General features: G+C 68.7%; 18 protein-coding genes and 4 tRNA genes. 11 read left to right on the top strand and 11 right to left on the bottom strand.

Features of this window, described 5'->3' with window-relative positions; genetic code table 11:
* Positions 1 to 28: 28 nt before the first annotated feature.
* Positions 29 to 102, bottom strand: a tRNA-Pro gene (locus tag ACX80L_RS12425).
* 114 nt (positions 103 to 216) lie between these two features.
* Between ACX80L_RS12425 and ACX80L_RS12430 the strand changes: the two genes are divergently transcribed.
* Positions 217 to 287, top strand: a tRNA-Gly gene (locus ACX80L_RS12430).
* A 97-nt stretch (positions 288 to 384) separates the two neighbouring features.
* On the opposite strand, the gene ACX80L_RS12435 is transcribed toward ACX80L_RS12430, so the two are convergent.
* Together ACX80L_RS12435 and ACX80L_RS12440 are read right to left on the bottom strand one after the other, a co-directional pair.
* Positions 385 to 1,263 carry an Fpg/Nei family DNA glycosylase gene (locus ACX80L_RS12435; protein WP_459290007.1) on the bottom strand — a complete coding sequence of 293 codons (879 nt, stop codon included), beginning with the start codon at positions 1,261 to 1,263 and terminating at the stop codon, positions 385 to 387.
* A complete protein-coding gene (locus tag ACX80L_RS12440; RefSeq protein ID WP_133080637.1) occupies positions 1,256 to 1,726 on the bottom strand; it encodes a ribose-5-phosphate isomerase in 471 nt (156 codons plus the stop codon). The genes ACX80L_RS12435 and ACX80L_RS12440 overlap by 8 nt, the downstream gene beginning before the upstream one ends.
* 209 nt (positions 1,727 to 1,935) lie before the next feature.
* Between ACX80L_RS12440 and pepN the strand changes: the two genes are divergently transcribed.
* The 4 genes from pepN to ACX80L_RS12460 all read left to right on the top strand — a co-directional run bounded on the left by pepN (position 1,936) and on the right by ACX80L_RS12460 (position 6,352).
* Positions 1,936 to 4,488, top strand: a complete 2,553-nt coding sequence (gene pepN / locus ACX80L_RS12445; protein WP_133081010.1) for an aminopeptidase N — start codon at positions 1,936 to 1,938, stop codon at positions 4,486 to 4,488.
* Between the two features lie 70 nt (positions 4,489 to 4,558).
* The gene (locus ACX80L_RS12450) at positions 4,559 to 5,059 is read left to right on the top strand and encodes an OsmC family protein (protein ID WP_208741316.1); all 501 of its coding nucleotides are present in this window, start codon (positions 4,559 to 4,561) and stop codon (positions 5,057 to 5,059) included.
* A 124-nt stretch (positions 5,060 to 5,183) separates the two neighbouring features.
* A complete protein-coding gene (locus ACX80L_RS12455; RefSeq protein ID WP_133080639.1) occupies positions 5,184 to 5,816 on the top strand; it encodes a mechanosensitive ion channel domain-containing protein in 633 nt (210 codons plus the stop codon).
* On the top strand, positions 5,813 to 6,352 hold the full coding sequence (locus ACX80L_RS12460; RefSeq protein ID WP_133080640.1) for a globin domain-containing protein: 540 nt from the start codon (positions 5,813 to 5,815) through the stop codon (positions 6,350 to 6,352). The genes ACX80L_RS12455 and ACX80L_RS12460 overlap by 4 nt, the downstream gene beginning before the upstream one ends.
* A 121-nt stretch (positions 6,353 to 6,473) precedes the next feature.
* Here ACX80L_RS12460 and ACX80L_RS12465 read toward each other — a convergent pair whose 3' ends face one another.
* Entirely contained in the window at positions 6,474 to 7,142 is a 669-nt protein-coding gene (locus ACX80L_RS12465; protein ID WP_459290009.1) for a hypothetical protein, read from the bottom strand.
* 7 nt (positions 7,143 to 7,149) lie between these two features.
* Positions 7,150 to 7,614, bottom strand: coding sequence for an acyl-CoA thioesterase (locus ACX80L_RS12470; protein WP_459268154.1), 465 nt, complete (start codon positions 7,612 to 7,614; stop codon positions 7,150 to 7,152).
* Between the two features lie 201 nt (positions 7,615 to 7,815).
* Here ACX80L_RS12470 and tesB point away from each other — a divergent pair, with 201 nt between their 5' ends.
* The gene (gene tesB / locus ACX80L_RS12475) at positions 7,816 to 8,736 is read left to right on the top strand and encodes an acyl-CoA thioesterase II (protein ID WP_459290011.1); all 921 of its coding nucleotides are present in this window, start codon (positions 7,816 to 7,818) and stop codon (positions 8,734 to 8,736) included.
* A gap of 128 nt (positions 8,737 to 8,864) precedes the next feature.
* On the opposite strand, the gene ettA is transcribed toward tesB, so the two are convergent.
* Together ettA and ssb are read right to left on the bottom strand one after the other, a co-directional pair.
* A complete protein-coding gene (ettA, locus tag ACX80L_RS12480; protein ID WP_133080644.1) occupies positions 8,865 to 10,547 on the bottom strand; it encodes an energy-dependent translational throttle protein EttA in 1,683 nt (560 codons plus the stop codon).
* Positions 10,548 to 10,603: 56 nt separating this feature from the next.
* Positions 10,604 to 11,206 carry a single-stranded DNA-binding protein gene (ssb, locus tag ACX80L_RS12485; protein ID WP_459290014.1) on the bottom strand — a complete coding sequence of 201 codons (603 nt, stop codon included), beginning with the start codon at positions 11,204 to 11,206 and terminating at the stop codon, positions 10,604 to 10,606.
* Positions 11,207 to 11,401: 195 nt separating this feature from the next.
* On the opposite strand from ssb, the gene ACX80L_RS12490 reads away from it, so the two are divergent.
* Positions 11,402 to 11,845 (top strand): DUF6098 family protein, encoded by a 444-nt coding sequence (locus ACX80L_RS12490; protein WP_133080646.1) that lies wholly within the window; start codon positions 11,402 to 11,404, stop codon positions 11,843 to 11,845.
* 74 nt (positions 11,846 to 11,919) lie between these two features.
* Here the strand turns inward: ACX80L_RS12490 and ACX80L_RS12495 are convergent.
* From ACX80L_RS12495 to mptB, 3 genes are all read right to left on the bottom strand, one after another.
* Positions 11,920 to 11,992, bottom strand: a tRNA-Arg gene (locus tag ACX80L_RS12495).
* Between the two features lie 68 nt (positions 11,993 to 12,060).
* Positions 12,061 to 12,480 (bottom strand): DUF3224 domain-containing protein, encoded by a 420-nt coding sequence (locus ACX80L_RS12500; protein ID WP_133080647.1) that lies wholly within the window; start codon positions 12,478 to 12,480, stop codon positions 12,061 to 12,063.
* A gap of 83 nt (positions 12,481 to 12,563) precedes the next feature.
* Entirely contained in the window at positions 12,564 to 14,084 is a 1,521-nt protein-coding gene (gene mptB / locus ACX80L_RS12505; protein WP_208741324.1) for a polyprenol phosphomannose-dependent alpha 1,6 mannosyltransferase MptB, read from the bottom strand.
* A 350-nt stretch (positions 14,085 to 14,434) separates the two neighbouring features.
* Between mptB and orn the strand changes: the two genes are divergently transcribed.
* From orn to def, 4 genes are all read left to right on the top strand, one after another.
* Entirely contained in the window at positions 14,435 to 15,037 is a 603-nt protein-coding gene (gene orn / locus ACX80L_RS12510; RefSeq protein WP_208741325.1) for an oligoribonuclease, read from the top strand.
* 124 nt (positions 15,038 to 15,161) lie between these two features.
* Positions 15,162 to 15,234 (top strand) — tRNA-His (locus ACX80L_RS12515).
* A 163-nt stretch (positions 15,235 to 15,397) separates the two neighbouring features.
* Complete coding sequence (locus tag ACX80L_RS12520) at positions 15,398 to 16,558, top strand: acyl-CoA dehydrogenase family protein (protein WP_459290016.1); 1,161 nt, start codon at positions 15,398 to 15,400, stop codon at positions 16,556 to 16,558.
* Between the two features lie 5 nt (positions 16,559 to 16,563).
* Entirely contained in the window at positions 16,564 to 17,136 is a 573-nt protein-coding gene (gene def / locus ACX80L_RS12525) for a peptide deformylase (protein WP_459290018.1), read from the top strand.
* Positions 17,137 to 17,169: 33 nt separating this feature from the next.
* Here def and ACX80L_RS12530 read toward each other — a convergent pair whose 3' ends face one another.
* Complete coding sequence (locus ACX80L_RS12530; RefSeq protein ID WP_459290020.1) at positions 17,170 to 18,471, bottom strand: MFS transporter; 1,302 nt, start codon at positions 18,469 to 18,471, stop codon at positions 17,170 to 17,172.
* Between the last annotated feature and the right edge of the window lie 930 nt (positions 18,472 to 19,401).

The following is a 19,401-nucleotide window of genomic DNA, read 5'->3' on the forward strand; positions in this document are numbered from 1 at the left end:
GAGGCACTTTCCTCATCACACGACAGAGTCGGGGTGACAGGAGTTGAACCTGCGACTTCCTGCTCCCAAAGCAGGCGCTCTACCAAGCTGAGCTACACCCCGTAAGTGCGAGTGTCAGTCTACGCACCTTTACGTCCACCGCGCACATTTGGCGATCGCGCGGCAGCTGTGGTGTAGTTATATGCGTTCCACGGGGTCCCGAGAGGGGCCCGCTTCGGGGATGTAGCTTAATGGTAAAGCCTCAGTCTTCCAAACTGATTACGCGGGTTCGATTCCCGTCATCCCCTCTCCTTCCGCTGTGAAGCGGCCCACCCGGACTCCTCGTCCGGGTGTTCCTGTTTAAGTACACCGCTTTGAGCACACCGCCTGGCGGCCGCGGGGGCGTCAGTCCGGCTGGCAGGACGGGCACCAGTAGACGGTGCGCGCGGCCATCTCCGCACTGAAGACCGTGGTCCCGCACCGGCGGCAGGGCTCGCCCGTCCTCTTGTAGACGTAGTTCGGAGCCGATCGCTTCGGCCTCCCGTTACGGGCCTCGACCGTCGTCGTGATGATGCGGCCCTCGCGCACGCCGTCCCTCATCAGCCGGACGGTGTCGGCCCAGATCCCCACCGCTTCGTCCTCCCTCAGCTGCTTCCCCGGGCGCCAGGGGTTGATGCCCTGCAGGAACAGCACCTCGGCGCGGTAGATGTTGCCGATCCCCGCGATGACCGCCTGGTTCATGAGCTGGATCCCGACGGGCGTGATGCTCGACAGGACCTTCGCGACGAAGGCCGACCCGTCCGGCCGGGGCTGGAGCGGATCCGGGCCGAGCTTCGCGCGGGCCGTCGTCTCGTCAGCGGTCGTGATCACCTCGCAGGCGGTCGGCCCGCGGAGGTCGGCCCAGCCGTGCTCGGACACGAACCGGACACGCACAGCGCCCACGGGTTCCGGTGGTCCCGCATACGCCGTCGGACCGCCCTCCGACGGCTGCTCGGACTCCCCCACGCGGCGGGGCGCTCCGATGCTCGAGGACCCACGGAATGTGGCGTCCCCGCCGAAGGTCCACGCGCCGTACAGCCCGAGGTGCACGCGCAGCACGCGGTCGTTGTCAAAGCGCAGGAACAACTGCTTCCCGTGGGCGAGGGCGCTGAGCAGGGTGCCGCCGTCGAGTTGCGCCGCGCCCGCGGCGAAGCGGCCCTGCGGACTGGACACGGCCAGCGTCTCGCCGACGAAGACGGACGAGAACTGTTGCGCCAGCCGGTGGACCGAGTGGCCCTCAGGCAACGCTGCCCGTCTCCTCGTAGCGCGCGATCTGGCCGATCCGGCGGCTGTGCCGTTCGGCGCCGCTGAACGGCTCGGCGAGGAAGGCCTCGATGATCCCGGTGGCTTCCTCCACGGAGTGCTGGCGGCCGCCGACGGCGATGACGTTCGCGTCGTTGTGCTGGCGGGCGAGGCGCGCCGTGTCGAGGTTCCAGGCGAGTGCCGCCCGGACCCCGCGTACCTTGTTCGCTGCGATCTGCTCACCGTTCCCCGAGCCGCCGAGCACGATCCCGAGCGCCTCGGTCCCCGCTGCGCGATCATCGACGACGGCCTGCGCGGCGTCGATGCAGAAGGAGGGGTAGTCGTCCTCGGGATCGTAGGACGTCGGACCGTGGTCGACGACGTCGTGGCCGGCCGCCGTGAGGTGGGAGAGCAGGTGGGCGCTCAGCTCCATGCCGGCGTGGTCGGTGGCGAGGTGGACGCGCATGGCGATCTGTTCCTTCTCGTGGCGCCGGGAAGAGCCGGCGGTGGCTGCGGGATACGTCCGCCCAGCGTGGCAGGACCCTTCCAGCCTAGTCCGGACCCGCTGCGCACCGGGCCACCCTCACGCCGGCGCCCGGTCGTCTGAGAGAATACGAAACGCCGCGGTCACCTGCGAGCACCCGCACACCACCCTGGAGGCGATCCTTGCCCGGTCTGAACCTGACGCGCGACGAAGCTCGTACACGCGCCGATCTGCTCACTGTCCACTCCTACGAGATCACCCTCGACCTGACCCGCGGCGACCGCGTGTTCGGATCGACGACGGTGATCTCCTTCGACGCGCAGCAGAGCGCCTCGACGTTTATCGACGCCGTGACGGACACGGTCCACCGCGTCGAGCTGAACGGCGTGGAACTGGACCCGGCGGAGGTCGCCGACGGTGTCCGGATCCAGCTGCCCGTGCTGGCCGCCACCAACAGGCTCGTCGTCGAGGCCGACATGCTCTACATGAACACGGGCGAGGGTCTCCACCGCTTCACGGACCCCGTGGACGGCGAGGTCTACCTCTATACCCAGTTCGAGGTCCCCGACTCCCGGCGGGTCTTCGCCGTGTTCGAGCAGCCGGACCTGAAGGCGACGTTCCGCTTCGCCGTCACGGCGCCGTCGCACTGGGACGTCATCTCGAACACCACCACGCCGGAACCGGTCCAGGCAGGGGCCGGCGCGGACGGCGGCGCCTGCGCGACGTGGTACTTCGAGCCCACGCCCGTCCTGTCGTCCTACGTCACGGCCCTCATCGCGGGCCCGTACCAGTCCGTGCGCAGCGAGCTGACGAGTTCCGACGGCAGGACCATCCCGCTCGGCGTCTTCGCCCGGAAGTCGCTCATGCAGTACATGGATGCCGAGAACATCTTCGCGCTGACGCGGCAGGGCTTCGCCTTCTTCGAGGAGCAGTTCGGCGCACCGTACCCGTTCGAGAAGTACGACCAGCTGTTCGTCCCCGAGTTCAACGCCGGCGCCATGGAGAACGCGGGCGCGGTCACGTTCGTCGAGACCTACGTCTTCCGCTCGCGGGTGCCCGATGCGACCGTCGAGCGGCGTGCCATCACGATCCTGCACGAACTCGCCCACATGTGGTTCGGCGACCTCGTCACGATGCGCTGGTGGAACGACCTCTGGCTGAACGAGTCCTTCGCCGAGTTCATGTCCACGCTGGCCGCGGCCAGGGCGACGGAGTTCGAGCAGGCCTGGACGACCTTCGCCATCCTCGAGAAGGGCTGGGCGTACCGCCAGGACCAGCTCCCCTCGACGCACCCGATCGTCGCGCAGATCAACGACCTCGAGGACGTCCAGGTGAACTTCGACGGCATCACCTATGCCAAGGGCGCCTCCGTCCTCAAGCAACTGGTCGCGTGGGTGGGGCAGGAGGAGTTCATGCAGGGCGTGCGGCAGTACTTCGCCAAGCACTCCTGGCAGAACACGGAACTGGCCGACCTCCTCTCGGAACTCGAGGCCGCCAGCGGCAGGGACCTCCAGGCGTGGTCGGCCCTCTGGCTCGAGACCGCAGGCGTCAACACCCTCCGCCCCGAGTTCGAGACGGACGACGACGGCACCATCACCTCGTTCGCCATCCTCCAGACGGCCATCGAGGCCTTCCCGACCATCCGCCCGCACCGGCTCGCCGTCGGTTTCTACGACCATGACGACGACGGCGCCCTGGTGCGCGTCCACCGCCTCGAGCTCGACGTCGACGGCGAGCGCACCGAGGTGCCCGAGCTTGTGGGCCTCGCGCGCCCGGCGCTCGTCCTGCTGAACGACGACGACCTCGCGTACGCGAAGATCCGCCTCGATCCCGCCTCCCTGAAGACCTCCGTGCGGCACGTGAAGGACTTCCGCGACTCCCTCCCCCGTACGCTCGTGCTCGCGTCGGCCTGGGACGCCGCCCGCGACGGCGAGACGGCCGCCCGCGACTACGTCGAACTGGTCCTGCAGAACATCGGGGCGGAGTCCGACTCCTCCGTGGTCCTGGTCCTGCTCCGGCAGCTCGCCTCCACCCTCGCGTTCTACGTCAACCCCGACGACCGCGAGGCGATGGGCGACGCTGCCGCGGACAGCCTCCTCGAGCTCGCCCTGGCCGCCGATGCCGGCTCCGACGCCCAGCTGCAGTTCACGAGGGCCTTCTCGGCGCACGCCCGCACGGCATCCCAGCTGGACACCGTGTCGGCGATGCTGAGCGGCGAGCAGGTCCCCGAGGGCCTCACCGTGGACCAGGACCTGCGCTGGGAGCTGCTCACCAGCCTCGTGGTGGGCGGGCGCTCCGGCGAGGCCGGCATCGACGCGGAACTGCACCGCGACTCGACGGCCACCGGGCAGCTCGCGGCAGCAGCGGCCCGGGCCGCACTGCCGACCCCGGAGGCGAAGGAAGCGGCCTGGGCGGCACTCGTCGACGCGACGGACCTGCCGAACGCCACCCAGCGCTCGATGATCTCCGGGTTCACGCGGGTCCATGACCGCTCCCTCCTCGAACCGTTCGTCGACCGGTACTTCGCGTCCATCCAGGAGGTCTGGGCCACCCGTACCCACGAGATCGCCCAGCAGATCGTCGTGGGGCTCTACCCCTCGCTGCTCACCACGCCGGCGACGCTCGAGCGGACCGACGCCTTCCTGGCGGGACTCGGGACCGACTCGCCGTCGCTGCGGCGCCTGATCCTCGAAAGCCGGGACGGCGTCGTGCGCGCACTCGCGGCGCAGGCCGCGGACAGGTAGGCGGCCCCGGTACGGGGAGGACACCCGTCCTCCCCGTGTCCGGGCCCGCGCCGCGTACTAGGTTGGATCCATGAACCTGCAGGAACACCACTACTCGGCGCGGGTCCGCTGGACGGGCAACCTCGGCTCGGGGACCTCCGGCTACCGGTCCTACAGCCGTGACCACGAGATCGAGGTCGACGGGCCCGGATCCCTGGCCGGCACCGCGGATCCCACCTTCCACGGGTCGAAGGACCGGTGGAACCCCGAACAGCTGCTGCTCACCGCCGTGGCCCAGTGCCATCTGCTGTCCTACCTCCATGTCGCGGTGAAGGCCGGCGTCGTCGTGACCGGATACCGGGACGCAGCGACCGGCACGCTGCGCCTGAACAGCGACGGCAGCGGGGAGTTCACCGGCATCACGCTGCACCCGCACGTGGAGGTGGCCGACGCCGCCCAGACCGCCCTGGCCGATTCCCTGCACGCGGAGGCGAACCGGCTGTGCTTCATCGCGCGATCCCTCGACTTCCCGGTGCACCATGAGCCGAGCTCGGCGGGCCCCTCGAGCAGCACCGCGGGCGCCCAGGGGTAAGGGACGCACCACCTCGTGGGACCGCCCTGCCGTCGCTGTAGCCTGTTAAGGCGTCCCCGCGCCCCGGTCATCGACCGATGATCCCGAGCGGACCTCACCCGGGCGCCTGCACGAAAGCGACAACATGACATTCCTTCCCTCCCTCGGCTACGGCGGCCAGGTCATCGGCGCCGTCATCATCCTGATCGGCGCCCTCCTCCTGTGGCTCGTCGTCCGCTTCCTCATCGCACGGTCGGTCAAGCGTGTCCAGGACGGCTACAACGTCTTCAAGAAGCCGCACTTCAAGTGGGCGCAGCCGGCCCTCCGCCCGTTCGACAGCGCGCGGCGCGTGCAGCGGGCCGAGACGATCGGCGGCCTGATGTCGAGCATCGCTGCCGGGACCATCGCCATCGTGGCCATCCTCATGGCCATCGAGACCCTCGGCTTCAACATCGGTCCCATCCTGGCCAGCGTCGGCATCGTCGGTATCGCGATCGGTTTCGGTGCCAGGGAGGTCATCCGTGACGCCTTCCTCGGCTTCTTCATCACCATCGAGGACCAGTACGGGATCGGCGACACCATCGAGGTGGGAGACACGGTGGGCGTCGTACAGTCCCTCGGCCTCCGGATCACCCGGATGGTCGATGCCGACGGAGCCATCTGGTACGTGCGCAACGGAGACATCACGAAGGTGGGCAACCGATCGCAGGGGGACTACGTGGCACCGCCGGCCGAAGGGGCAGCGCCCGCTGCCGCTGCTACGGAGGGACGGGCATGAGCACCAGCGAGCACGACGGGGCAGCTTCCCCGGGCGAGAACAGGCCGCAGGGCGAGGTTCCTCCCGCTCCCGGCCTCCCGCTCCCGGTCTCCGGCGTCCGTCCCCCGTTACCGGCCGAACGGCTCGTCGTGGCGGGGCAGCAGTTCAGCCAGCCGCAGTACACGGACAACTTCTACGAGGCGATCGGCGGCCATGCGACGTTCGTGACGCTCGTCGACGCGTTCTACGACGGCGTCGCCGGCGACGACGTCCTCCGGCCCATGTACCCGGAGGAGGATCTGGGGCCCGCGAAGGAGCGGCTCCTGCTGTTCCTCGAGCAGTACTGGGGCGGTCCGAAGACCTACGGGGAGCAGCGTGGACACCCCAGGCTGCGCATGCGGCACATGCCCTTCCGGGTCGGCCCTGAGGCGCGGGACCGCTGGTTGCACCACATGCGTGCCGCCGTGGACGCCCTGGCTCTCGCTCCCCTGCACGAGGCCACGCTGTGGGACTACCTCGACCGCGCCGCACACTCGATGGTCAACGCGGCGGACTGAGTCCCCGTGCGCCGGGGACGGCACGCGCACGGAGTTTCGCGGCCGCGCCGGGGACGCAGGTGACCCCGTCCCGGGGACTCGAGCGCTGGTGGTCGTGGCCGGAGTCGTCCTGGTGCGCTCCCTAGAGGATGGCTGCCGCGCGGACCAGGATGTGCCCGCGACGGGTGCTCAGGCGGGACCAGCGGCCGTTCGTGTGCAGCGTCGCCGTCCCGCCCGGCTCCAGGAACCCGAGACTGAAAGCCCCGAAGGCGGCTCCCGCCGGTACCGCGCCGGCTGCACCTGCGAGGGCCCGGCCCCACACGGCGGTCCGGGCGCTGCTCACGAGCGGGGCGCCCGCCCGGTCCGGCAGGCTGCGGGCCACTTCCCCGATGCCGTCCCTCGCAGCCCGGTCGAGGGCATCGCAGCCGATGGTCCCGGCGTGCTCCCAGCCGGAGCGGGGCGGCAGGACGCCGGCCCAGTTCTCCGTCGCCGTGACCGTAGGCACGGCGAACTCGACGTCGGTGTCCCCCATCCGGGCGAGCCGGTCGAGGACGGATCCCAGGGACACCGTGACATCCACGGCGGTCGCGGCGCCCGCGTCCGCCGCGAGCGCCATGGTGCGCAGGCCGAGAACCGTGGGGACAGGCTCCCCCAGCACCGTGGGGCGGAGGGTGCAGACATAGGCCGCGAGGACCGGGCCCGCCGCGACGAGCCGCATGCCGCCGTCGTCGTTGGCCCTGGCGCGCGCGGTGAAGGTCCGGAAGTCGGCGACGGTCTGCAGGTCCGCGAGGCGCACGAAGGGGGAGGTCATCCGGGTGCTACTTGCTGCGCGCGCGGCGGAACGGGACGGCAGGGCCGGCCCAGGCGGAAAGGATGCGCTTCTGCGCCTCCGACAGGCGAACGGGTCGCCCGGTGCTCCGGCTGACCAGCACCATGGTGGTCGCAGCGATCGCGCTGGTGGTGCTTCCCTCGCTCTCCACGCGGTCCCGCACGGCATAGCCCAGTTCGAAGCTGGAGCCGCCGACGGCGGTCACCCAGAGGTCGACGGCGGCAGGTGTGGTGCTGAAGTTCAGCGGGGCCCGGTATTCGATCTCCTGCCGGCCCACGAGCGTGAAGTGATCGGCATCGACCAGGTCCATGAACGACCCGCCGGGCTGGGGCTCGCTCATCAGCAGCACGCGCGCGTCCTCGAGGAACTGCAGGAAACGGACGTTGTTGACGTGGCCGTAGGAGTCCTCGTCGCCGAACCGCAGCTGGAGGGGGATGGTGTGCACGGGAGACATAGGGCCATACTCTCAAAAGCTGCTCGGCCGGAGCGATCCGCAGGTCCCGTTCAGGCTCCGGTGTGAGCAACGCCATGCCGTCGTGCGACCGGCATGTTGAGCGCCGGTAGGACGGCGTCTACTGTCAGTAGATGCCCGGGACCGCCTCGCGCGGCTGCCGGGCTCCACTGCACCAGACGCCCTACGAGGAGACACCGAACCATGGCAGAACACGCGCCCCCGGCTGAAGCACCGGCGGAGGGAGGACCGCGGAAGGATCCGACGGCGACGCTCCTGGACCTCCTCGACCTCAGCAGAGCGGAGGGCGCCCAGACGGACGAGGAGATCTTCGTCGGGACCTCGGTCCGGCAGCCGAGCCGCCGCGTCTTCGGGGGGCAGGTGCTCGCGCAGTCGCTCGTCGCGGCGATGCGCACCGTGGAGCCCAGCCGGGACGTGCACTCGATGCACGCCTACTTCCTGCGTGCCGGGGATGCGGACCAGCCGATCACGTTCGGGGTGCAGCGCCTGCGGGACGGGCGCTCGTTCTCGGCGCGCCGCACGCACGCCTACCAGAACGGCGTGCCCATCCTGTCGATGATCGCTTCCTTCCAGGAGCCGGATGACGGGATCGTCCACCAGGACACGATGCCGGCGGACGTGCCGGACCCCGAGAGCCTGCCCTCGACGGTCGATCTCCTCGGCGGTTTCGACCACCCCGTGGCCCGCGCCTGGGCCTTCGACCGTCCTTTCGACATCCGGCACATCGACGCTCCCCTGTACCTGTCCAATGAGGGGTCTCGGGAGCCACGGAACGCTGTGTGGATGCGCAGCCTCGGGCCGATGCCCGACGACCCCGACCTCCACCGCGCGGCCCTGGCGTACGCGAGCGACTACACCCTCCTGGAGTCCATCCTGAGGCCGCACGGGCTGAGCTGGATCCAGCCCGGCATGAGCGTGGCCAGCCTCGACCACGCGATGTGGTGGCATCGCCCGGTCCGCGTCGACGACTGGCTGCTCTACGTCCAGAGCTCCCCCAGCGCGTCGGGATCCCGCGGGCTCGCTGCCGGACGCATCTACAACCGCAGCGGCGACCTCGTGGCCAGTGTGGCGCAGGAGGGCATGGTCAGGATTCCGTCCGCCTGAGGGATTCTGCCAGGTCCCGCCGGTGCCCGCGGGCTTGCAGGGCGCGGATTCGAGCGCATACAAGCGGATACCAAAGGAGGGACACGGCATGATGCCGTGTCCCTCCTTCGTATCCGGTCGCGGTGCCCCTAGTCGCGGGTGAGGCGGCGGTGCGTGACGCGGTGCGGCTTCGCGGCGTCCGGTCCGAGCCGCTCCACCTTGTTCTGCTCGTACGCGTCGAAGTTGCCCTCGAACCAGTACCAGTTGTCCGGGTCGTCCTCGGTGCCCTCGTAGGACAGGATGTGCGTTGCCACCCGGTCGAGGAACCAGCGGTCGTGCGAGACGACGACGGCGCAGCCGGGGAACTCGAGCAGTGCGTTCTCGAGGCTCGAGAGCGTCTCGACGTCGAGGTCGTTGGTCGGCTCGTCGAGGAGCAGGAGGTTGCCACCCTGCTTGAGCGTCATCGCGAGGTTCAGGCGGTTGCGCTCACCGCCGGAGAGCACGCCCGCCTTCTTCTGCTGGTCGGGTCCCTTGAAGCCGAACGCCGAGACGTAGGCGCGGGACGGCATCTCGACCTGGCCCACCTGGATGAAGTCGAGTCCGTCGGACACAACCTCCCACAGGGACTTGTTGGGGTCGATGCCTCCACGCGACTGGTCGACGTAGGAGATCTTCACCGATTCGCCGATGCGCAGTTCCCCGCCGTCGAGGGGCTCGAGGCCCACAATGGTCTTGAACAGCGTGGTCTTGCCGACGCCGTTGGGACCGATGACGCCGACGATGCCGTTGCGGGGCAGCGAGAAGGACAGTTCGTCGATGAGGACGCGGTCGTCGTACCCCTTGCGCAGGTTGCGCGCTTCGATGACCTGGCTGCCGAGCCTCGGGCCCGGCGGGATCTGGATCTCCTCGAAATCGAGCTTCCTCGTGCGCTCGGCCTCCGCTGCCATCTCCTCGTAGCGGTTCAGGCGTGCCTTGGACTTCGTCTGGCGGCCCTTGGCATTCGAGCGGACCCACTCGAGCTCCTCGGTGAGACGCTTCGACAGCTTCTGGTCCTTCTTGCCCTGGACCTCGAGGCGCGCGCGCTTCTTCTCAAGGTAGGTCGAGTAGTTGCCCTCGTAGGGGTAGAGGTGCCCCCGGTCCACCTCCGCGATCCATTCGGCCACGTGGTCGAGGAAGTACCGGTCGTGGGTGACGGCCAGGACGGCACCGGCGTAGGACTTCAGGTGCTGCTCCAGCCAGAGGACGCTCTCGGCGTCGAGGTGGTTGGTGGGCTCGTCGAGGAGCAGGAGATCCGGCTTCTGCAGCAGGAGCTTGCACAGTGCCACACGGCGGCGCTCACCGCCGGACAGCACACGCACATCGGCCTCCGGCGGCGGGCAGCGCAGTGCATCCATGGCCTGCTCGAGCTGGGAGTCGAGGTCCCAGGCGTCGGCGGCATCGATCGCTTCCTGCAGCTTGCCCATCTCGTCGAGCAGCGTGTCGAAGTCGGCGTCGGGGCTTGCCATCTCCTCGGAGATCTCGTTAAACCGCTGGATCTTCCCGTAGATCTCGCCGACGCCCTCCTGGACGTTGCCGAGTACGGTCTTCTCCTCGTTCAGGGGCGGTTCCTGCAGGAGGATCCCTACGGTGTAGCCGGGGCTCAGGCGCGCTTCGCCGTTCGACGGGGTGTCGAGGCCCGCCATGATCTTCAGGATGGTCGACTTACCGGCACCGTTCGGTCCGACGACGCCGATCTTCGCTCCGGGGAAGAAGGACATGCTGACGTCGTCGAGGATGACTTTGTCGCCAACGGCCTTGCGGGCCTTGGTCATTGTGTAGATGAATTCCGCCATGCGTCTAAGGCTAGTGGTTGCCCACCGTGTTCTCCCATTCGGGGCGGCCTGCGACGCTAGAACGGCGCGGACGCCTCCTCCAGCACCTCGGTCCGGTTGACCGTGTCCGCTCCACCACCCGATCCGGCCGCCACCCCCTCCGCGAGCTGTCCTGCGTCGTCGTCCGAGGACGCTCTGGCGGCGGGAGCGCCGTACACCTCGCCGGTGGCGGCGTCGACTCCGTCGGGGACGCCGTGATCCACCGGGATGTCCGCCGACTGCTCGTCCGCGCCGACGCCGGGCTGCGCCTCGGTACGGTCCGCGGCTGTCCGCCGGAAGTTCGCGGTGCCCCACATCAGGTCGTGGCCGGCGGTGTCCGCATCGATCTCGACGGACGTGCCGGTCCGTCCTTCCGCGTTGATCCACGGGCGGATCTTCAGTCGCCCGGTGACGATCACGCGGTCGCCCTTCCTGATGCTCGCTCCGGCGTTGGTGGCGAGCTGACGGAACATCGAGACGGAATACCAGTTGGTGTGGCCATCGACCCACGCGTTGGTTTCCTTGTCGAACCGGCGTTCGGTGGAGCACATGCGGAATCCTGCGATGGGCAGCCCGCTCTGGGCCAGGGTGAGGCGCACGTCGGTCGCCACGTAGCCCCGCACGGTGATGATGTCGGTCATGATTCGTCCTTCCGGTGGTGTCGAGGGCGGCGGTACCTTCCCGCCCGGCTCAAGTCTCGAGGGGCCGACACCGGGGCGGCGGCCGGACCCGTCCTATGTGGACAACGCCTAGATCACCGGGGGGCGGAGCGGAAGCCCGGCAGGAGTACCAATTACTCCTTGAGGCGGTCGGACCGGGATTCCTAGCGTGGAGGTATGGACACCGCATCACCGCCCCAGGCCACAGCAACCCACCAGCGCATGATCGGCACGCTCCGCGAGCTGGTCGATCTCGTCCAGGGCTCGGAGACGGTGTACCTGCGTTATTCGTGCGGCTTCGAGGCCGACCGCGACTCGAACAGCAGGGACGGGGAGAGCGGACTCGCCCTGCCGGGCCTGTCCGTCAATCCGCTGACACCCGAGGAGTGGTGGACGCGGCCCCTGGAGGACTGGTTGGCACGGCAGATCTGCCAGTACCGGCATCTGGCGGAGGACGAGGAGCGCTTCCCCTGGGTGCTCACCGGATCGTGCGTGGGCCGCGGCCCGGATTGCGAGCCCTTGCTCGCCGACGTGAAACCCCTCGGCAGGCTGCACGGGGACCTCCTGCAGGAGGCCGGACGCGTGTACGACGAGAACTTCGACACGGGCAACCGCCCCTAGGCAGGCGCCCGCCACCGAGCATCACAGGCGGGACGGGAAAGGGCCGGACACCATGGTGTCCGGCCCTTCTCCCGTGCCCCCGGCAGGATTCGAACCTGCGACCAGAGGATTAGAAGGCCCCTGCTCTATCCCCTGAGCTACGGAGGCAGTCCGTCCAGTTTACTATGGGCCGTTCCGGCCCGTCCCAGGCCCGCGGACGGCGGCCCTGGGGAACGCTATGCCTCGTCCTCGGCGAAGGCCACCCTCAGCTCGAGGCGATGCTGGCCGTCCGGATCCTGCGAGTAGATCGCCTTGCCCGAGATACCCCGGAGTCCCTCCGTCCCCGAGCCGGGGATGATGTGCCCCGAACTGGCCGCGTCGGCTCCTTCGGCGACACCCCAGTGCTGGACGGTCATCGAGCCGGTCCTGTCCCCCACCGTCCCGACGAACTGTTCGGACGCCACATAGCCTGCGCCGACGTCGTTCCCGGCCATCAGCAGTTCCGCGGTGCTCGTGCCGCTGATCTCCCCCTCGAACACCTTCGCGGCGCGCACGCGTGACAGTTCTCCGGTGCTGCCGGGCTCCGAGTAGGGTTCGGCGTCCCAGGCGGTGATCTCGAACTCGCCGCTGTACGTCGTCGTTCCTGTTTCAATCATCTGCATAGTATTGCCGCTCATCGCCCGTACCGCATGCCGGAATCCGACGGAGGGCGGTACGGCGGGTCCGCTGCGCGGGCAAGTCAGCGCAGTTGCCCGGGTGACAGCGGGCGGTAACGACGGCGGAACAGGACCTTCGTGCTGCGGTCCACGAAGACGAGGTAGAGCGCGAATCCGAGCGCGACGACGGCTGCCACCTGGCGTGCCATCATCAGGCTGAGGTCGAAGTACGGGAAGATGTCCAGCTGGTCCGTGATGGCATACACCATGAAGAAGGCCACCGTGAGGTAGAGGAACTTCACCTGCCAGTCGTTCCGGATACCCGTGACCGCGAACAGCGGGATGAGCCACACCACGTACCAGGACTGGATCATCGGCGAGAGGACGACGACGGCCGCGAATGCTATGGCGAGCCGGCGGACCAGCCGGCTGTGGTCGCCGCGGAAGATCTGGAGCGCGATGATCACCAGCGAGCCCAGCCGCGCCAGGGTGTGGAACACGCCGGCGAGGTCCCAGCCGGGAAGGCCGACGGCGTCGCCTAGCGTCGCGATGACCAGCCCGATGAACCCGATCGGCGCGTACCAGATCCAGACGCTGCCCGGAGTGCTGAGCGCACCCACCCAGCCGAACCCGAAGGTGTTCACGAGGCCCATGACCCACAGGATGCCGAGGGACAGTCCGGCCGTGAGGAACCAGTAGAGGAACCGCCTCGGCCAGGACGCACCCTTGCCCGCCCACATCAGCCCCACGAACGGCAGGAAGATCAGGGTGATCGGCTTGATGCCGACGGACAGGGTGATCAGCAGGATGCCCAGGAGCGGCCGCTTCGTCGCCGCGAGGTACAGCCCGGCGAGTGCGAGTCCGATCATCAGGGAATCGTTGTGGATGGCGGCGACGAAGTTGATCAGGAACAGCGGGTTGGCGACGGAGAGCCAGAGCGCGCGGTTCGGATTGATCGAGTGGAGCTGCGCGAGTTTCGGGACGATGTAGACGCAGAGGGCCACACCGATGAGGGCGACGACCCGGAACAGGATGATCGAGGTGTCCGGGTGCCCGCCCGTGATGCGGACGATCCCCTCCTCGATCCAGAGGAAGACCGGCCCGTAGGGCGTGGGGCTCTGCGCCCAGAGATCGTCGGCGCCGATCTGCAGATAGTTGGAGATCTGGGAGTAGCCGTCCACGTAGGGATTCAGCTTGGCCACCATGACCTGGCCCTGGGCGATGTAGGCGAAGACGTCCCGGCTGAACAGCGGCAGCGCGGCTGCGAGCGGGATCGTCCACGCGATGATCGCCCGGAGCAGGTACGGGCGGGTCTCATCCGACCAGCCGTTGAGCCGCTGGCCCAGCCGGAGCCACGCCCGGATCAGGAGCATGCCGCCCAGCGCCAGGAGCAGCACGGACAGCACGGCACCGGCCGGCTCGAAACGGAGCCAGATGATCACGGGGTTGCGGCGGAGCTCCGCCGAGGCGAGGGAGAGCCAGCCGACGCCGAGCGACCCCATCCACATCAGCAGGGATCCGATGAACCCCTGCACCACGGCGACATTGGGATGATGCGGGCCCGGCTGCGTCTCGACCTCGGTGAGCGGGACCTGGGCGGGCATCTGGGAAATCCAATCGTCGGCAAGCAGAAGGGGCGGGAACGCCCATGTCCTCAGGCCGTCAGCCGGGGGCTGGACGGCGGGCATACCGCAGAGCGGTGCCCTGGCCGGAAGCAGCAGGGTTACCCAGATCTCCCCGCAGCCCTGAGCGAACTGTTCGAATATTAGCACCGGCACCAGGGGCTGCCGGGGAAGGGCACAGGGCCCAGCCCCGTCGACAGGCCCGCCGATGCGTGGGCCGACACGGGGGGGTCGACACGTGGGCCGACACGGGGGGGGGGGGGTCGACACGTGGGCCGACACCGCGGTTCCCGCCGCCGGGAGGCGTCCCTACCGGGCGGTACATTGGTCGGATGCCGATATCGAGTGAACACATCGTCTGGATCGACTGCGAGATGACGGGGCTGGACCTCGTGAACGACGCCCTGATCGAGGTCGCCGTCCTCGTCACCGACGCCGAACTCAACATCCTGGGCGACGGCGTGGACGTGGTGATCAAGCCCACGCCCGAGGCCCTGGCCCAGATGGGCGACTTCGTGCGGAACATGCACACGACGTCGGGCCTGCTCGAGGAGCTCGACGGCGGGATCCCGATGGCGGAGGCCGAGCAGCAGGTCCTCGACTACATCCGGACATGGGTGCCGGAGCCGCGCAAGGCCCAGCTCGCCGGTAATTCCGTGGGCACGGACCGGAACTTCCTCGTGCGTGACATGCCGAGCGTCGTCGACCACCTGCACTACCGGATCATCGATGTGTCGACCATCAAGGAACTGGCGCGCCGCTGGTACACCCGCGCCTACTTCCAGGCCCCGGCGAAGACCGGTGGGCACCGCGCCCTGGGCGACATCGAGGACTCGATCCGGGAGTTGCGCTACTACCGCGCCGCCGTCTTCGTTCCCGCACCTGGACCCGATTCCGCAACCAGCAAGGCCATCGCCCGCACGATCGCCCCCTGACGCCCTGCGCTCCCCCGCTCCAGGCGGTCCGGAGCACGGGAAAAAGTGTGTAAACTTGTATCCGCTGCCTTTCGCAGACAGCCTGGCCGGAGATCCTCGGTCTGGCTGGCGGCGAAGACACATGGTGGGTATAGCTCAGTTGGCAGAGCGCCTGGTTGTGGTCCAGGAGGTCGCGGGTTCAACCCCCGTTACTCACCCTCAGTTGCCAGGGAAGACCCTGGCCACCTATGCCGTCCCGGAGACCGTCCGGGACGGCATACGTATTTCCGGCCCAGCACGCCCGCCCCGGAGGGCAGCCATGACGGTCTGCGTGATCCTCCGGTCGACAGCAACGAAGGACCAAGAACGATGGAACGCACGGTGTTCGAAGAAGATCACGAGCTTTTCCGCGATGTCGCCCGCGAATTCAACGAACGCGCCGTCGCCCCCCACTACGCGGGCTGGGACCAGCAGCACATGATGGACCGGTCGGTGTGGACGGCGGCGGGAGAGCAGGGACTGCTCGGACTGGCCGTCCCCGAGGAGTTCGGCGGCGCAGGGATGCCGGACTACCGGTTCCGCGCCGTGCTCGACGAGGAATTCGCCCGCAGCAATCACCTCGCCGTCGGACTCGCCTTCCACCTGCATGACGACCTCGTCCTGCCGCACCTGCTGGCCCACGGCTCCGACGACCTCAAGGAGCGCTGGCTGCCGGGCATGGTCTCGGGCGAGATCGTGACGTCCTGCGCGTGGACCGAGCCCGGCGCCGGCAGCGACCTCCGCGGCATCCGCACCAAGGCGGTGCGTGACGGCGACGACTGGCTCATCACGGGGCAGAAGGTCTTCATCGGCAACGGCATCAGCGGTGATGCCTCACTCGTCCTCGCCCGCACGGACGGCAGCTCGGGTCGCGGCTCCAGCGACTCCTTCTCCCTGTTCATGGTGCGCAGGGGCGAGGGGTACACCCCCGGCCGCCAACTGGACAAGATGGGGCTCCGGGCCTCCGACACCGCCGAGCTGTTCTTCGACAATGTGCGCGTGCCCGGCGCCGATCTCGTCGGTGAGGTGGGACAGGGTCTCCGCTACAGCCTCGAACAGATACCCCAGGGCCGCCTCGGCATCGCCGTCGCGGCCGCAGCCCTCGCACGTGCCACCTACGAGCAGACGGTGCGGTACGTGACCGACCGGAGTGCCTTCGGCGAGCGTGTGCTCGACTTCCAGGCGACGCGCCACGTCCTCGCCGATATCCTGACGGAGGTCGAGGTGACCGAGACTTTCGTCGACCGGGCAGTACTGGCCTTCAACGCCGGATCGCTCACCCCCACCGCCGCCGCGCAGGCCAAACTGTGGGCGAGCGAGCGGGCCAAGTCCATCACGGACCGGTGCCTGCAGCTGCACGGCGGCTACGGCTACATTCTCGAGTATCCGGTGTCGCAGGCCTTTTTGGCCGCGCGGCTTCTGACCATCTTCGGCGGCACGAGCGAGATCATGCGCGAGTCCATCGGGCGGTCGATCGCCGGCCGCCCCACGCAGAACAGGTAGGTCCCATGGCTGTCCACCCCATCACCATCACGGGCGAACCGGTCCTCCATCGGCGGGCCCAGCCGGTCGAGGCCTTCGACGACGAGCTGCGCACGCTGATCGCCGACATGTTCGAGACCATGGACGTCGCCAACGGCGTGGGCCTCGCGGCGCCGCAGATCGGCGTGGGACTGCGCATCTTCGTCTACGGCATGGAGAACGACGACGGCGTCGCCCCGCGCGGCGTGCTCGTCAATCCGACGCTCGTGACCTCGAAGGTGCCCGGATCCGATCCGGACCCGGACGAGGAGTCCGAGGGCTGCCTCTCCGTCCCCGGGGAGGCGTTCCCGCTCAAGCGCGCCGACTGGGCACGGGTCTCCGGGTTCGACGGCGACGGAGCCCCGGTCGAGTTCGAGGCGACGGGCTGGTTCGCCCGGTGCATGCAGCACGAGTACGACCACCTGGACGGGAAGCTGTACGTCGACCGCCTCGACAACCGGCAGTCCAGGAAGGCCAAGAAAGCCCTCAAGAACCACGGGTGGGGCGTGCCCGGGCTCACCTGGATGCCCGGCGTCGATCCCGACCCGTTCGGCCACTAGGACACCGGTCCCGCGTGGGCCTGCTCATCCCGGTCAGGCGTTCTCGGACGCGCCGAGACGATCGGCGGTGTCGGCGGGCACGGGAGCCTCGGAGAGGTCCTCCAGCCGCCGGACACGGCGCAGCGGCCCGAGCAGGGCGACGAGCGGAGCGCCGCACGCGATGACGACACCGATGAGGATCCCCTCGCGGATCCCGACGGTCTCCGCCAGGATTCCGGCGATCAGGCTCGCCAGTGCGAGCATCCCCCAGCTCACCGTCCGGGATGCGGCACCGAGGCGGCCCATCATCCCCGGCGGGCAGACCCGTTGCCGGAAGCTGGAGCCGACCACGATGTTCCAGGCGACACTCGCGCCCATCACGAACATCCCGATGATTCCCCACGCCATCCCCCACCCGGGTGTGAGGATCAGGAGCGAGGCATAGCCGAGGACGCCGGGGACCATCGACCAGCGCCAGAGCGGGCCGGAGCCGAAACGCTCCCCGAGCGCATTGGCGGTGACCCCGCCGACCGCCCCGCCGAGGGAGGCAGCCGCCAACAGGAGACCGAGCCACACCTCTGATTCCCCGATCGTCCTCAGCACCAGCAGGACCAGCAGGGAGGCCACGATGTTGCCGCCGAGGTTCCACAGGGCGGCATTGAAGAGGATGGCCCGCAGGGGGCCCGTGCTGAATGTGTACCGCAGGCCGTCGTACATCTCCCGCAGGATCCTCCGGTCGCTCTGCGGCTGCACCACCTCCTTGACGTCGAGGCGCTGGACGGCGACGAGGGACACGATCGAGGTCGCCACCTGGACGAGCAGGGAGTTCGATGCCCCCGCCGAGCTCGTGAGCCACCCCGCGACGGAGCGACCCGCCGCGTCGGCCGCGGCCCCGGAACCGGTGATGAGCCCGTTGCCCTCCATCAGCTCATTCGGCGTCACGGCCTGCTGCACCAGGGCGGCGTCGGCCAGCTGGAAGAACACGGACGTCACTCCCACGACGAATGCCGTTCCGAACAGCAGCGGCACGCTGAGGAACCCCAGCCAGTACCCGAGGGGCAGGAGACCGAGCACGAGGACCCGCACGACGAGCGAGGCGAGCATCACCGGCTTCCGGGGCAGCCGGTCCACCCACACGCCGATGACGAGGCCGAGGAGGAGCCAGGGAAGAAAGGTCATCCCGGCGAGCGCCGCGACCTCGAAGTTGCCGGCCTGCAGTTCCACTGCGGCGATCACCGGCAGCGCGACGGCCGCCACGGCGTTCCCGAGCACGCCCGAGGTGCTCGAGACCATGAGGGCGCGGAAGTTGCGGTTGCGCACCAGCAGGTGTCTGTCTCCGGTACCGCCAGCGCTCATCCGATCACCCTAGTCGAGGCGGCGTGCCGTCTCCGGACGGAATGGTTCAATGCACGGCTCCACTTCGGCAGCTCTTGACCGCCGGAGGAGCACGACCGATAATAGTTCGTTTCGGCAATGACCATTCGGACTCCCCTCGGAAAGTTCCCGATTCCTCCCTTGGCTTACCGGGGCCCGATCCGATTGCCGAGCCTCGACGGGAAGCGGAAAATGGGGCGTGGAGGCCGTCCCGCGGTCGTTCCCCAGCAGTACCGCTGTGGATGACCTCCAGAGGCGGCTATAGACGCCGGGCGGTCCCCCTACCTCTTGAGACCGGGTACGGGGGACCGTTTTCCGCCCTGGCACGGCCGTTACCGAGGTGAACGGGCCAACCCCGAAGCCCCAGCAGTGGGTCGGCCCGTTCATACCGTCGCGTTTGCGTACGAGACCCACGGCGGTTCCCATAGAGTAGGCCGACATGCGGCGCGGAACAACGTGCGACGCGCCGGACGCTCGACTGTTGCCGATTCGGTATCCGCCGGCGGGTCGTGCCGTGCGGGAGGGAGCGCGTCAGTACGACAGTTCGTCGGGTCCCGCGAGCACCACGAGGTTGTTCCTCAGCCGACGCACACATCGGGTGACGGCCATGACGCACTTCTTCAAGATCTCCATTGATCTCCGCATTTCCCTCGAGTTGCCGGGAGTAAGCCCCTCCCCTGTTTGTACGCCCGAATGCTGCGGAAAGAGCGAGTAGTCGCCACTGCAGTACGGAAGGCCGACACCTGCTTATTTGGCGTAGCTACTGCGCTGAGGCCAAGGAGCTCGCCGGCCTCGGTCGATATCATGACAAGGGGAGCGGGATGGGTCGAACGATACGCCAGGTAGCTACACGGCCAGCTCCTGAACTACGGCGCCCCCCCCTCGGGTGAGACTGGGGTGAGAACCGCCGGG

It is taken from the genome of Arthrobacter sp. MDT1-48-3, assembly GCF_054511015.1.

Bases quoted from the DNA above. Each gene is read 5' to 3' on its own strand.
- ACX80L_RS12490 (WP_133080646.1), top strand. From the start codon at position 11,402: ATGGACACCGCATCACCGCCCCAGGCCACAGCAACCCACCAGCGCATG.
- ACX80L_RS12460 (WP_133080640.1), top strand. From the start codon at position 5,813: ATGAGCACCAGCGAGCACGACGGGGCAGCTTCCCCGGGCGAGAACAGG.
- orn (WP_208741325.1), top strand. From the start codon at position 14,435: ATGCCGATATCGAGTGAACACATCGTCTGGATCGACTGCGAGATGACG.
- ACX80L_RS12455 (WP_133080639.1), top strand. From the start codon at position 5,184: ATGACATTCCTTCCCTCCCTCGGCTACGGCGGCCAGGTCATCGGCGCC.
- ACX80L_RS12465 (WP_459290009.1), bottom strand. From the start codon at position 7,142: ATGACCTCCCCCTTCGTGCGCCTCGCGGACCTGCAGACCGTCGCCGAC.
- ACX80L_RS12530 (WP_459290020.1), bottom strand. From the start codon at position 18,471: ATGAGCGCTGGCGGTACCGGAGACAGACACCTGCTGGTGCGCAACCGC.
- def (WP_459290018.1), top strand. From the start codon at position 16,564: ATGGCTGTCCACCCCATCACCATCACGGGCGAACCGGTCCTCCATCGG.
- ACX80L_RS12450 (WP_208741316.1), top strand. From the start codon at position 4,559: ATGAACCTGCAGGAACACCACTACTCGGCGCGGGTCCGCTGGACGGGC.
- tesB (WP_459290011.1), top strand. From the start codon at position 7,816: ATGGCAGAACACGCGCCCCCGGCTGAAGCACCGGCGGAGGGAGGACCG.
- ACX80L_RS12440 (WP_133080637.1), bottom strand. From the start codon at position 1,726: ATGCGCGTCCACCTCGCCACCGACCACGCCGGCATGGAGCTGAGCGCC.
- ACX80L_RS12470 (WP_459268154.1), bottom strand. From the start codon at position 7,614: ATGTCTCCCGTGCACACCATCCCCCTCCAGCTGCGGTTCGGCGACGAG.
- mptB (WP_208741324.1), bottom strand. From the start codon at position 14,084: ATGCCCGCCCAGGTCCCGCTCACCGAGGTCGAGACGCAGCCGGGCCCG.
- ssb (WP_459290014.1), bottom strand. From the start codon at position 11,206: ATGACCGACATCATCACCGTGCGGGGCTACGTGGCGACCGACGTGCGC.
- ettA (WP_133080644.1), bottom strand. From the start codon at position 10,547: ATGGCGGAATTCATCTACACAATGACCAAGGCCCGCAAGGCCGTTGGC.
- ACX80L_RS12500 (WP_133080647.1), bottom strand. From the start codon at position 12,480: ATGATTGAAACAGGAACGACGACGTACAGCGGCGAGTTCGAGATCACC.